We start from the raw sequence: 13001 nt of genomic DNA, 5'->3' as shown, positions 1-13001 counted from the left end.
TGGAGATGGAGGCCATGTCTCGCCGTAGCGCGGTGCGCGGAGGCGGAAGCCCCCGGCGTCGACCAACGGGTTGAAACCCGTTCGCTCCATCGTGTCTCTGCGTTGGCTCCTTCCGGTGCCCGGTGCCCGGTGCCCGGTGCCCGGTGCCCGGTGCCCGGTGCCCGGTGCCCGACCTATTTCAATGCAATCCGCCGTGTGGCGATGCGCGAGTTGTCGCCGCCGGTGGCCCACGCGGCGACGACGACATCTGACAGGACAGCGACCACGGGGTGATTGTCGGAGCCGCCGCGTGCCAGCGTGACGGGTTCGCCGAAGGTCGGCGTCGCGCCACCGTTCTTCACTTCGCGCAGGACGGACAGCCGCTCTCGACCGATCATCTCGTCCCACGCGACGACGAGTCTGCCCGTCGGACCGATGGCCAACTGCGGATGCGTCGGCTTCGGCCCACCCATCGTCGGCACGCGCACGCGCGGCGTGAACTGCTTGCCGTCGCGTGTCGTGCTGTAGAACAGCGCGCCTTCCGGATCAGTCGTGCCGATCACCGTGGGCCACACGATGTGCGTCACGCCGGCACCGTCCACGACCACCGCAGGCCCATCGTCGGGACAGCCGTTGATGGCCCAGCCGTCTTCGCTCACGCGCGCGGGCGCCGAGAACGTGCGCCCACCGTCGCGCGAAATCGCCATCGCGATGTCGCGGAGATCGCCGGGGTACACATGCCGCCACGCGGCCACGATCGTGTCGCTCGGCCCCGCGGCAAGCGCCGTCTTGCAGCAGTAGCACACGCCGGGCGTGACGGCCTGTTCCGGCGTGGGCTGGAGTGTGGCGTCACCACCGACGCGTGCGTAGAACAGTGACGACTTCTGCGCGTCTACCGCGCCGTCGACCGCAGGGCCGTCGGTGTGCGCATGCGCATGATGTCCGGTACCCGACGCCGGCTTCGACGCCGCGCCCGCGCTTCGAGCCGCCGCGAGGCCGCGATGATCGAGCCAGATCGCGTGCGCGCGTCCCTGCGTATCGACGGTGAGGGCGGGCCACCCGCGATCACCGGCAGCGCCGCTGGCCTGCAGCGCCACAGGCGCGCCGAACGTGGTGCCGCCGTCGCGCGATCGCGCCATCTGAATCGTTGTCGACGCGCCGCGCGCGTTCCACAGGACGAACACGTCAGGCCGTGGCGTGCCCGCTGTTGCGCGCAACGCCACGCGCGGCGGCAACTCGCCGCCGAGGCGTCCTTCGCCTGCAACGCGATTGACGCGCACCGGCGCACCGAATGTCTTCCCGCCGTCGCGGCTGGTCGCGACCAAGACGTCGGCCTTGCCGTCGGCCGAGGCGCCCCAGGCCACGGCGACGAACGCGCCCTGCGCGGCGATCGATGGCGTGGCATCGGATCGCGCGGGCACGTCGAGCATCACGGGGTTCGCCGTTGGCGCACCGGCGTTCGAACGAGCGACGGCGTGGAGGGCCGTGCCGGCAAGCAGGAGACCGAGCGTGAATCGAAGCGTGGTCGTCACTGTGGGAGACCTCAGAAGCGGAGGCGAAGCGCGAATTGCGCGCTGCGGGGATCGCCGACGGCGGTGACCCTGTCGAACGTCGCCGACGGCGCATCGGGATACGCGCCGGTGCCGAACGTGGTGTTGCGGGCGATCTCGTTGACAGCGTTCGTGGCGTTGAACACTTCGGCGGTGGCTTCGAGACGCAGTCCGCCGCCAAGGCTGAACGTGCGGCTCAGGCGCGCGCTGACGCTGATGAACTCATCACCGACGCCCGTGTTGCGCGGAATGAACGCGCCGTCGACGATCGGCCGACCCGCCGTGCCCTGCAGCGTGGTGACGCCCGACGTGACCGTGAAGGGCGCTGCCGAGTAGGCCTGGATCATCGTGCTGATCTGGAAGCCGTACCACAACTGCTGCCAGGTGGTGCGCGCGCGGCCCATCGGCGTGTTGACGCCGCTGCTGATGACGAGGAGATGACGTCTGTCGTTGTCGGCCCGCGCCCAGTCCTTCGAGAGATCGAACGGATCGATCGGCCCGCTGAAGAAGTACTCGCCGACGTCGTTCATCGCCTTCGACAGCGTGTAGCTCGCGCGCACGTAGCCCCAGTCCGACGGACGCTGTGTGTACGACACGAGCAGGCCGTGGTAGGTCGACCGTCCGGCGGAGGAGTAGCGGCTGTCGTTGGCGTAGGCGGCGTTCGGGCGGCACCCGTTGTTGGTGCCCGTGGGGACGCACGACGGCACGTTCTGGTTGACGGCCATCAGCAGATCGCGTCCGCGAAGCCAGGCGTAGCCCACACTGACGGCGCCGCGACTGCCGATCTGTCGCTCGACTTCGACATTGGCCTGCGTCGAACGGGCGTTCCGCAGATCGCGCTGCATCGTCGAGAGCGAGAACAGCGTGACAGACGGGACCGCGGCAGGGAGGACCTGCGGGAACACTGGTGCGCCGGCCTGGCCCGGCGACAGGCTGATGTTGGTCTGACGCATCTGCGTCAGGTTCGTGGTGTTGTCGGCCGACAGAAGGGCGTTGGCCAGCGCGCGCATCGGCACGCGGTCGTAGTAGAGGCCGGCGTTGCCGCGCACGACCCACGCGCGCGAGGCGGATGGCGTCCAGGCGAACCCGGCGCGCGGCGACACGTTGTTGGTGTCGGTGTTCACGGTGTCGAGCCACTGCGCGTCGTAGCGCAGCCCGAAGTTCAGCGTCAGGGTCGATGCCGCGCTCCACGCGTCCTGCACGAACACACCGAGGTTGGTGCTGCGCTGATCGACGCCCACCGCGCCGAACGTCTGCGTGAAACCGGCGTTGTTGTAGCTGCCGCGCAGGAAGGCGTCGAGCGACGCGAAGGCATAGGAGCCGCGCAACGCGCGCGGGAACGTGATGCGGTCGTCGTGATGGACGAGGTCGACACCGGCGCGAAGGGCGTGTGCCCCGCGCTGCTGCGAGATGTTGTCGACGATTTGCAGCATGCGGTTCTCGCGTCCCTGCGGACTCGACGACAGCGTGCCGAACGTGGCGATGCCAGCGATGGACACTGCAGGTCCCATCGGATCGGACGGCAGGGCGCGAAGGTCGCTGTCGAGCCACTGCGCGCGCGTCTCGTTCACGGTGCGCGTGCCGATGGTGAGCGTGTTCGTGACGGCGATGGACTGATCCCTGTTGTCGAGACCTGACGAGGCCGAGGGAGCGGCCAGTCCACCGGCGCCTCGCGAGTTGACGGCCGAGACGTCGTAGAGGCTGTACCGTACTCCGAGCCTGTTGCGCGTGCTGACGGCGTGATCGATCTTGCCGAGCGCGTTGAGCGTCGTCACCGGGTTGTCGTACAACCCCGTCCTCACGGGCTCCCCCGGATAGTCGACGGCCGCGAGGCGCGCGTTGATGGTTGCGACATGCTCGGGCGCAATCGTCGTCAGGCCTGACTGATCGAGGACGCGGCGCTCGACGTTGGCAAAGTAGAAGGCGCTGTCGCGTCGAAGCGGTCCGCCGACGCTCGCGCCGTACTGCTGCTGCGACATCGGCAGCGTCGTGCCGGAGAGGGCGTTGGCGGCGTTGAACCGATCGTCGCGGAAATACCCGTATACGGTGCCCCGCAACGCGTTCGTGCCGCTGCGCGTGACGACGCTGATCTGGCCTGCGAGTGCGCGCCCGAGCTCGGCCTGCGCGCCGGAGGTGATCACCTGGAACTGTTCGATGGCATCGAGCCCGTACGTCATGCCGGTCAACCCCGCTGCATCGTCGTTGGCGGAGAGGCCGTCAACGATGGAACTGTTGGAGAGGTTGCGCTGCCCGCCGACGGACAGGCCGACGCCTGGGACGGCCGATGTCTCGGCGAACAGTTGCGTGCTGTTGATGTTGGGAGGCGCGACAGATGGAGCGAGCAGCGCCACGTCGAGGAAGCCGCGCCCGTTGACAGGTAAGCGATCGACTTCCTGTTCGGTCATCGTCACGGCCGCCTGGCTGCGCGCTGATTCGATGATGGGCGGCGTGGCGCTGACGATGACGTCGTCGGCGATGCCGTCGACCGAGAGCGTGACGGGGAGCGAGAACGCGCTGCCGGCACCGAGCGTGAGCGCGTGCGTCGCGGGTGCGAAGCCGGCGTGGTGGACCGAGATGTCGTATGACCCGATGCGAAGGTGCGCCAGCCTGAAGCGCCCTTCGACGTCGGTCGTGGTCGTCGTCGACACGTTCGTGTCGATGTGACGCGCCGTCACGTCCGCATCGGCGACGATGGCGCCTGTGGCGTCGGTGACACGGCCAGTCACCGTGGCGTCGCTGATGGTCTGTTGCGCCGCCAGAGGCGACGCCGTCGCGAGCACAAGGCCCGCGAGTGCGAGATTCCTGAACACTTCCACGTGATGCTCCTGCCTGCGTCGGCCTGCGAGAGACCGACCCCGTCGAGCCATGAGGCCAGGCAGTTGCTCCCTCGGAACCTCTCCTGGCCCGGTGATGGGCGAGGCAGTCAGACGCGTGGAGGGCGTGGATCCGGTGTGTGGTGACGGGTGATGAGTTGCTGCGCCACGTCTGTCGACGGGGCTCGCATCGCGAGTCGGACGGGTTCCGGAGTCGGCTCCGGGAGGATGCCGGGGGAGGAGAGGATCGTCGCGAACGTCATGCCCGCGCAGGTGCCCCGCATCACGCATTTGCGCGCTGGAGTGTCCTGCGGGTCTGGTGCTGCCGACATGGCGTGATGGCCGTTCGGCGCGTGCTCGTCGGGGGCCGGTTCCAGCGCCACCTCGTCATGACAGGCAGGCGTGGCCGCCACGGCCGGCCGGTGCGTGGCGCAGCAATCGCGCGCGACAAACGCGGTGAGCGACGTGGACTGGAGCACCAGCCACGCCATCGCCCACGCACGGATGCGCCTGCGCAATCCCGCCATGACCCGCCCAGCCTAGCCCAAGGGGGGTAGGCGTGCAATTGTCGGCGGACAAAGACAGGGGAATCCCGGCAACCGGCAACCGGCAACGGGCAACCGGAATCAGATGAAGGCGGGGGCTTCCGCACTCCCGGCATCGCCCAGAGGTGTCCGGTTGCCGGGTTGCCGGTTGCCGTCCCGATACCCTGCTCTATCATCTGCGGCATGGCAACCAACCCCGTTCGGTGGGGCATCATCGGGTGCGGCGACGTCACCGAAGTGAAGAGCGGGCCGGCATTCACGAAGGCGCACGGGTCGGCGCTCGTGGCGGTGATGCGCCGCACGCCTGGGCTGGCCGAGGACTACGCGCGACGGCATGGCGTGGCCAGGTGGTACGACGGGGCGGAGGCGTTGGTGCAGGATGCGGACGTGGACGCGGTGTACGTGGCCACGCCGCCGGCGTCACACGAGGCGTACACGCAACTGGCGGCGCGGCACGGCAAACCCGTCTACGTCGAGAAGCCGATGGCCACCAGTCACGCCGCGTGCGTGGCGATGATCGAGGCGTGCCGGAGCGCGGGCGTGCCGCTCTTCACCGCGTACTACAGACGCGCACTGCCACGGTTCCTGAAGGTCAAGGCGCTCATCGACGAGGGAACCATCGGCGACATCCGCGCGCTGACCGTCTCGCTCACTCGACGGACGCTCGACGCCGGTGGCCAGATGCCGTGGCGCGTCGATCCGCAGATCGCGGGTGGCGGTCTCTTCGTCGATCTCGCATCGCACACGCTCGACCTCCTCGACTTCATCATCGGCCCCATTGCGTCTGTCGCCGGTGGGGCGGGCAACCAGGGCGGCCTGTATCGTGCCGAAGACATCGTGTCGGCGGCGTTTGCGTTCGAAACTGGGGTGCGCGGGACGGGACTCTGGTGCTTCACCGCCGATCGCGATGCCGACATCGTCGACATCATCGGCACGCGCGGCCGTGTCTCGTTCTCGACGTTCGACGAGGCGCCCGTCGTGCTGGAGTCCGCAGGCGGGCGGGAGTCGTTTGCCGTGCCGCATCCGCCGCACGTGCAGCAGCCGCTCATCCAGACGATCGTCGACCAGTTGCGCGGCGAGCCAGGTGCCTGTCCGAGCACCGGCGAGACGGGCGCGCGCACCTCTCGCGTGATGGATGCGCTGTTGCAGTCGTACTACGAGAGAAGCGCGGCGCACGACGGATAGCTGCCGCCGGGAGGAATCAGAATGCGTGTACCTGTCGTGCTGTCGACGATCGTCGCCGTGGCGGCGGGCGTGGTGGGTGTCGCTGGCCTGTCGGCCCAGCAGAATCCCTACGTCGGACGATGGAACATCACCGGTACCGGGCCGCACGCCCGGAACGTGTATTTCCTCGAGGTGCGCGAGGCCGGAACTGGTCTCGAGGGCACGTTCCTCGATCGCAGCGGACACGCGACGCCCATCGCGTGGATCAAGGTCGAGAACGGCGAACTGGTGTGGCAGTACGGTGGTCAGCGCGACGTGCTGCCGAAGCCGGCATGCGGGCCGATCTATCGCGGGAAGATCGAAGGCGGCAAGCTCGTGGGATCGCACGAGACGCCTGGCGAGCCGTGCCCGAGTCCTGCCGGCGTGAACGTCCCGGCGCGTCCGCAGCCTGCGCCGCAGACGGTGCACTGGGTCGGCGTCAGGCAGCCCACGTTCCCCGGCGCGAACGCCAACGGCACGCACGCGTACGGCGCACCGGTGGTCATCGTCGGGCCTGGCGTCGGCAAGGACGTCTGGGCGGGGCTCGGAACCGATCCCGGGCAGACGTGCGTCGATCGCTGGACGATCGCCGACGGCGTGCTGACCAACGGCGTGCCCGCGCGCGGCGAGCGCTCTACGTGCAACCCGTACACGAAGCAGAAGTTCAACGACTTCAGGTTCGAGATGGAGTTCAACCTCGGCGCGGGGCAGAACAGCGGTCTCTACCTGCGCGGACGCTACGAACTGCAGATGGCGCTCCAGGCCGAAGGCGCTCGCACGCCGGCGTATCCGGGGCTGTTGATGGACATCTACGGTTGGAAGCGCGCCGACGTGTATGCCGGCAACCCGCCGGATCAGTGGCAGATCCTCGAGGGCGTACTCGTGGGCAATCGCGTGACGGCGACGCTCAACGGCAAGCGCGTCCACGACAACGCCCTGATCCCGGCCATCACCGGCGGCGCCATGGACAACGACGAGCTCGCGCCCGGCCCCATCATGATCCAGGGCGATCACTCGAAGGTCAGCATTCGGAAGCTGGTCATCACGCCGATCCAGGGCCGGTAGCGTCGCGCACGGCAGGCAGCGCCGGGCGTTTCCGGCGCTGCCAACAATCGTGAAATGCTGAAATCGTGAAATTCTGAAATTCCTGAGGTATCGTCTACTGTTGGTGGCCGCTCTCGACTCGCTCCAGACTGCAGATCTCTCCGCGTTCCACGACCAGACCCGTCAGCGCTACGAGGCGTTCAGGCAGCGTGGCCTGAAACTCGACCTCACGCGCGGCAAGCCATCGAGCGAGCAGCTCGATCTCTCCAACGGCCTGCTCGATCTGCCCGGGGCAGGTGACTACACCGCCGCCGACGGCACCGACGTCCGCAACTACGGCGGCCTCCAGGGCCTCGCCGAACTGCGGGCGCTCCTCGCGCCGCTCTTCGGCGCCATGCCGGCGCAGCTCGTGATCGGCGACAACTCCAGCCTCGCGTTGATGCACGACGCCGTCGCGTACAGCCTGCTGAAGGGCACGGCCGACAGCGCGCGCCCGTGGTCGCGCGAACCGGTGGTGAAGTTCCTGTGCCCCGTGCCCGGCTACGATCGTCACTTCGCGATCTGTGAAGAGCACGGCATCGAGATGATTACGGTGCCGCTCGGCGCCGACGGACCGGACATGGATCTGGTCGAGTCGCTCGTGGCTGGTGATCCGGCGATCAAGGGCATGTGGTGCGTGCCCAAGTACAGCAATCCGTCTGGCGCGGTGTACGCCGATGCGGTGGTCGAGCGTCTCGCGACAATGCCGGCGGCAGCGCCTGACTTCCGCATCTTCTGGGACAACGCGTACGCGGTGCATCACCTGACCGACGAGCGCATCGAGATCGCGAGCCTGATCGACGCTTGCGCGCGGCACGGACATCCGAATCGCGCGTTCGTGTTCGGATCGACGTCGAAGGTCACCCTTGCGGGCGCTGGCGTCTCGCTGTTTGCCGGATCGGCAGACAACGTGAAGTGGTATCTCGCGCGGATGGGCAAGCGCACGATCGGCAGCGACAAGATCAACCAGCTCCGCCACGTGCGCTTCCTGCGCGACGCCAACGGCCTGCTCGCGCTGATGGATCGCCATCGCGCGATCGTCGCGCCGAAGTTCGCGGCGGTGGCAGACGCGTTCGCCGCACATCTCGGTGGAACGGGCGTGGCGTCGTGGCTCGTGCCCAAGGGCGGCTACTTCATCAGCCTCGATGTGATCGACGGGTGCGCGCGCGACTTCGTGCGTGCGGCAAAGGACGCGGGTGTCGAGCTCACGCCGGCCGGCGCGACGCATCCGCTCGGGAAGGATCCGCACGATCGCACGGTGCGTATCGCGCCGACGTTCCCGGACCTGGAGACGGTGCGTGTGGCCGCCGAAGGCGTGGCCCTGAGCGTGCTGCTGGTCACGTCGAAGGCCCTGCTCGCGCAGCGCGGCGTCGGCGCGCCTGCGTGATCTGACAGACGTCGGTCGACAGCCGATGGCCATCCGACAGCCTTGCGTGGGTGGCCGCTCGTGGCAGTAGCGTGCATCGTCCTCCTGATCGACGATCCCACCCGCCAGGGTCATGTGGCGCGGGTCCTGTCGCCGGACAGCCCCACCCGTCCTCGGCGCGAACAGCCCTCGTACGGGAGACGCGCCTGCGCGCGGGCGGGGCGGCCCCGTCCGGCGCCACCCGCGCCCGACCAGCGACCAGAACACCAGATGGAGCGAAGGGGCTTCGGCCCCTTCGTCAGCGAACACTTCTCGCGTCCGCGCCGTTCGCTGATCGTCGATCGCGGATCGGCGGCGACCGATGCGCGTCGTCTTGTGGGGCTCGATGTCGCGGCGTTCGAGTACCTGATCGTCGTGCGCCCTGTCGCGGCGCTCCTGCCCCCTCGCACGATCGCCGACGCACTCGCGCGCGCACGCACGCGCGGTCTCGACCTCGTCACGATCGACGGGGTTCGTCCCGACATCTGCTACATCGTCTCGACGCGCGCGATGAGCGCCGTCGCGGCAGCGGGCGGCGTGCCCGGGTGTACCACGATCCCGCAGATGCTCGATCGGCTCGTTGCAGCGGGCGTCTCGCTGGAGGCCGGTGCGCTCACGCGAGCGCAGGTGTCGCTGCTGTCGCCCGAGGAGATCCGGGACGTCGCGGCGTTGTCGCGCGACGTGCGGCGCATGGTCGATCCCGAGGCCTTCCTCGACGTTCCGCAGGAGGCCCGTCTGCGGGCAGCGCTCGATCTGCAACAGGAGACCATGGTGCGCGGGCGAGCGAGGCTCGACGAGGTGCTGCAGCGCTTGCCAGACCGGAGACGCACGCGATCGGGTCGCGTGCTGGTGATGCTGCCGTCGCCGTATCAGAGCGGTGCGCACGCGGCCTGGATCGAATCGCTTCCGTACCTGTCGTCTGCGCGCGTGTCGTTTCTCGTGACTGAGGGGACGAACCTCGCTGATGCCGCCACGGCACGCGGCTTCACTGTCGTCCCCGTACACGAAGGCCTGGCGCCGGACAGCGCGGCAGACACGGCGACGCTGCTCGAGACGTTGGACGCGATTCGACCTGCCGTCGTGCACGCCGACGGCGCCGACGCGCAGTGGTGCGCGCCGCTGATACGCACGCGCGGCGCACGATTCGTGCAGCACGTCAGGCTGACAGACGTCGACAGATTCAGGCCGTCGATGGCGTATGCCGACGCGCTGGTGGGCGTGTCACGGCATGTCTGCGATGCGATCGCGGCGCGGGCCGGCGACGCCGTGCGGATCGAGCACATTTCCGACGGTGTGTGTCTCGAGTCTCGTCCTGCGAGAGATGTCGATGTGCGCGCGAGAGGCGATGGGGCGGAGACGATGTGCCTGTGTGTGGGACGCGTCGAGCCGGCGAAGGGGCAGTTGCGCGTGCTCGACATCTTCCGCGAGTTGCGCGCGCATCTGGACTGCCGCCTGACGATCGTCGGGGCCTGCGGCAGCGACCCCGCTTACTGCGACGAGGTGCGCGACCGCGTCGCCGCATCGGCTGACGTGAGCTGGCAGCCGTTCACGCGCGACATCGCGGACCTCTATCGACAGGCGCACGTGGTGCTCGTCGGCTCGCGCAACGAGTCTCTCGGGATGGTGGGGCTGGAGGCGATGGCCACCGGTGCGCTGGTCGTGGCGCACCGCTCGACGGGCTACGAGAGCCTCATCGATCCGGAGCAGCAGGAAGGGCTGCTGTTCGGCGCCAGTGAGCGCGCCGCGAACGTTGCGGATCGCATCGTCGCCGCCCTGCGCGAACGTGATCGCTACATCGCCAATGCGCGCCGTCGCGTCGAACGCGATTTCGACGCCCGTATCGCCGCCGAGCGCCTGAACGCCCTGTGGAGAGATCTGTCGTGATGGATGCCAGGGACTTCAGCTCCTGGCACGCGCCGCGCTGACGAACGGAAGGTGAGCGGGCCGGGCAAGCCCGGCCCGCTCACTCGATGGGTTCCGCGTCGAAGGTGGTGCGGTCGTCGCGCAGGCGCCACGACTGCATGTCGGTGATCGCCACGTCCGACACCGCCACGATGACGTAGGAGTACGTCGGCCAGGCGTGGTCGATGTCGTACTGCGACGGTACGGCCGGGCAATCCGGATGCGAGTGATAGATCCCGACGATGTCGAGACCGCGCGCGCGGGCATCGCTGTCCGCGCGTCGCATCTCGTCGGGACCGATCAGGAACCTGTGGTGCCGCGCCGCATCCTCGCGCGCATTGCCCAGGGGCTCCACCGCCATCACGGTCCTGTCGTCACCGCTGAACGTCCCGAGGAGCAGGCCACAGCACTCATCCGGATAGTCGTCCCGCGCGTGCGCCGCGATGGCAGTTCGGAGGGTTTCGGGCACCGTGATCACCGGAAGGATCGTAATGCCGAATGCCGAATGTCGAATGCCGTCTCGTGCAACCGGTTGCCCGTTGCCGGTTGCCCGTTGCCGTCACTTTTCCCTCGTCTTCCCCGCGTCGAGGTCGTTCCAGTTCAGGATCGCGTTGAAGCCGAGGAAGAAGGTGCCCTGGGTCTGCCAGCGCCAGAACGGGCGGATGGCGAACATCACGAGATGGCCCTTGCCCATCGAGGCGTCGACGACCTGCGCACGTCCGGCGAGGGCCTGACCACCGGCGAGCGTGCCGGAGAGCAGCATGTCGTCGGCGTTGCGCGGGAACGTGAGCACGGTCCGCGGGCGCGAATCGTCGATGTTGGCGCCGAACCTGCGCGCCATCTGACGGAATTCCTCTGCCGCGTCAGCCTGCGGTCGTGCGTCGCGCTTCTCTTCCGGCTCGAGCGGCACGGTCCGCACCGGAGAGTTGGCCATCGGCGTCGTGTTCTGTCCAGTGGCGGCAGTCGCACCACCGCCACCGAACCCGCCGCCGGCCGCTCCGCCAACGCTCAGCACCGGATCCTGATTGAAGTAGACGGGCAGCGTCTTGTCCTGGAAGCCGTACGCGATCGGGCTCTTCCGATCGGTCCACGCGCTCTTCATGATCGACCCGCGCGCGAAGAGGCCTGCCGGCCGCTCGACGGTGAGGCCGTTCACGAGGCCGAACTCCGGCAGGATGATCGACGTCGCGCCCTCAGTGATGAGCGTACCGCCTTCGCGGACGAACTTCACGAGCTCGAGCAGGCCCTCCATCCCCATGCCGCCCCTGATGTCGTCTGCCTGATCGAGCGCGCCGAGGTGCGGCGTCTTGTCGGTCTTCCTGTAGGGCAGAGGAGCGCTGCCGATTGTCGGGATGCCATTGATCTGCGCCTGCGCGGTACCGCCGACGTGCGGGTAGATGATCACGTCGTATTTCGCGCGCAGTCCGCCCTGGCGCAGCGTGGTGTCTCCGAAATACGTGTAAGGCACGCCGTACGTGTCGAGCGCGGCGCGGACCCAGCCCTCGTCCTGCGTCCGCTGCCACGCGTGGACGTAGCCGATCCGCGGCACGTCGAGGTCGTGCCGCTTCACGGCCGGCATCTCCGCAACGGCCCATGCCGACAACCCGAGCGTGCGGACCGTCGGCTCGATCGTCGCGCGATCGGCGGCAGACACGATGAACGCCCCGGCGCGGAACGTGCGTCCGGCGGCCTGGAAGTCCTCCTCGGCGGCGTCCATCTTCACGCTGGCGTGCGTGAACCGGAACTTCATCAGGTTGTTGTCCGTGGTGTGCTCCACGACGATCGCGCCAGTACCCGTGCCCTCGATTCCGCCGGGCGCGACGGCGTCGGCCGTCAGGAGCGCCATCGCCTTGTCGAAGATCGACGCGTCGGCGATCGGGCGCAGCTGCACGTTGCGCATGTACTGGAACGTCCAGCCCGTGTCGTCGTACGGACGGGGGTTGGCGGGCGGGAAGTTCTGCACGCCGAAGTACATGTCGGCCAGCGTGCGATACGGCTGGTCGCCGCGGATCACGTAATCGCCCGCCGCCACGTCGACGCCGCCGGCCTTGAACGCGCTCGTCGCGCGATGGACTTCGAGTCCCTGACGCCGCAGTTCAGTGACGGCATCGACGGCTTCACCCTTGCGGTACTGCGCGGCGGGGATGACCCACGCGTTGGTCGGCCCCGTCCGCCCAGCCTCGACGGCGCGCTTGTTCTTCAGCCAGTAGTTCTCGAGATACAGCTCGCGGTTCTTCGCCACGTGGTTCAGCGCGATGAGGATGCCCGACTGCTGGATGTTGACGTTGTTGCGCGGCCCCCACTTGATCGACGGCAGCGGCGGGTTCGGCCTGAACCACTCGCGGCTCGTGGTCGTGGCGCCGGCGCGGGCCTCGTAGTTGTCGGGCCCGTAGCTCTGCACTTCGTAGAAGCGCCCGATGGCGTTGTGCGTGTGCGCGATGAAGAACATGTAGTTCGGCGTCCAGCCGTCGTAGAACCCGTAGGTCCACACGCCGGGCACGCCGCGCTTGGTCATCTCCAT

The 13001-nt window shown here is 68.4% G+C and carries 9 protein-coding genes; 4 read left to right on the top strand and 5 right to left on the bottom strand.

Annotated elements, in window-relative coordinates; translation table 11 throughout:
- Window positions 1-173: 173 nt before the first annotated feature.
- Genes IT182_13695 through IT182_13685 form a run of 3 tightly spaced genes read right to left on the bottom strand, consistent with a single transcriptional unit; the run spans window position 174 to window position 4869 of the window.
- The gene (locus IT182_13695) at window positions 174-1511 is read right to left on the bottom strand and encodes an exo-alpha-sialidase (GenBank protein MCC6164398.1); all 1338 of its coding nucleotides are present in this window, start codon (window positions 1509-1511) and stop codon (window positions 174-176) included.
- Between the two features lie 11 nt (window positions 1512-1522).
- Complete coding sequence (locus IT182_13690) at window positions 1523-4396, bottom strand: TonB-dependent receptor (GenBank protein MCC6164397.1); 2874 nt, start codon at window positions 4394-4396, stop codon at window positions 1523-1525.
- A 56-nt stretch (window positions 4397-4452) separates the two neighbouring features.
- On the bottom strand, window positions 4453-4869 hold the full coding sequence (locus tag IT182_13685) for a hypothetical protein (protein MCC6164396.1): 417 nt from the start codon (window positions 4867-4869) through the stop codon (window positions 4453-4455).
- Between the two features lie 201 nt (window positions 4870-5070).
- Here IT182_13685 and IT182_13680 point away from each other — a divergent pair, with 201 nt between their 5' ends.
- From IT182_13680 to IT182_13665, 4 genes are all read left to right on the top strand, one after another.
- Window positions 5071-6072 carry a Gfo/Idh/MocA family oxidoreductase gene (locus tag IT182_13680; GenBank protein MCC6164395.1) on the top strand — a complete coding sequence of 334 codons (1002 nt, stop codon included), beginning with the start codon at window positions 5071-5073 and terminating at the stop codon, window positions 6070-6072.
- Between the two features lie 21 nt (window positions 6073-6093).
- The gene (locus IT182_13675; protein MCC6164394.1) at window positions 6094-7155 is read left to right on the top strand and encodes a DUF1080 domain-containing protein; all 1062 of its coding nucleotides are present in this window, start codon (window positions 6094-6096) and stop codon (window positions 7153-7155) included.
- Window positions 7156-7258: 103 nt separating this feature from the next.
- Complete coding sequence (locus IT182_13670; protein MCC6164393.1) at window positions 7259-8560, top strand: aminotransferase class I/II-fold pyridoxal phosphate-dependent enzyme; 1302 nt, start codon at window positions 7259-7261, stop codon at window positions 8558-8560.
- 249 nt (window positions 8561-8809) lie between these two features.
- Window positions 8810-10462: a glycosyltransferase family 4 protein gene (locus IT182_13665; protein ID MCC6164392.1), complete on the top strand. Its 1653-nt coding sequence runs from the start codon at window positions 8810-8812 to the stop codon at window positions 10460-10462.
- Window positions 10463-10541: 79 nt separating this feature from the next.
- Here IT182_13665 and IT182_13660 read toward each other — a convergent pair whose 3' ends face one another.
- Window positions 10542-10958, bottom strand: a complete 417-nt coding sequence (locus tag IT182_13660; GenBank protein MCC6164391.1) for a M67 family metallopeptidase — start codon at window positions 10956-10958, stop codon at window positions 10542-10544.
- An 81-nt stretch (window positions 10959-11039) separates the two neighbouring features.
- Window positions 11040-13001 (bottom strand): hypothetical protein (locus IT182_13655; GenBank protein MCC6164390.1); only part of this gene is annotated, 1962 nt, incomplete at its 5' end.

The sequence above is a fragment of the Acidobacteriota bacterium genome, from assembly GCA_020845575.1.
Taxonomy (GTDB): domain Bacteria; phylum Acidobacteriota; class Vicinamibacteria; order Vicinamibacterales; family Vicinamibacteraceae; genus Luteitalea.
The sequence above is the reverse complement of the archived record's forward strand: the minus strand, read 5'-3'. Positions and strand labels throughout refer to the sequence as shown.

What these genes read in the sequence shown, in the direction of transcription:
- IT182_13690 (MCC6164397.1), bottom strand. Translation starts at nt 4,396, where the DNA reads ATGGCTCGACGGGGTCGGTCTCTCGCAGGCCGACGCAGGCAGGAGCAT.
- IT182_13685 (MCC6164396.1), bottom strand. Translation starts at nt 4,869, where the DNA reads ATGGCGGGATTGCGCAGGCGCATCCGTGCGTGGGCGATGGCGTGGCTG.
- IT182_13680 (MCC6164395.1), top strand. Translation starts at nt 5,071, where the DNA reads ATGGCAACCAACCCCGTTCGGTGGGGCATCATCGGGTGCGGCGACGTC.
- IT182_13675 (MCC6164394.1), top strand. Translation starts at nt 6,094, where the DNA reads ATGCGTGTACCTGTCGTGCTGTCGACGATCGTCGCCGTGGCGGCGGGC.
- IT182_13665 (MCC6164392.1), top strand. Translation starts at nt 8,810, where the DNA reads ATGGAGCGAAGGGGCTTCGGCCCCTTCGTCAGCGAACACTTCTCGCGT.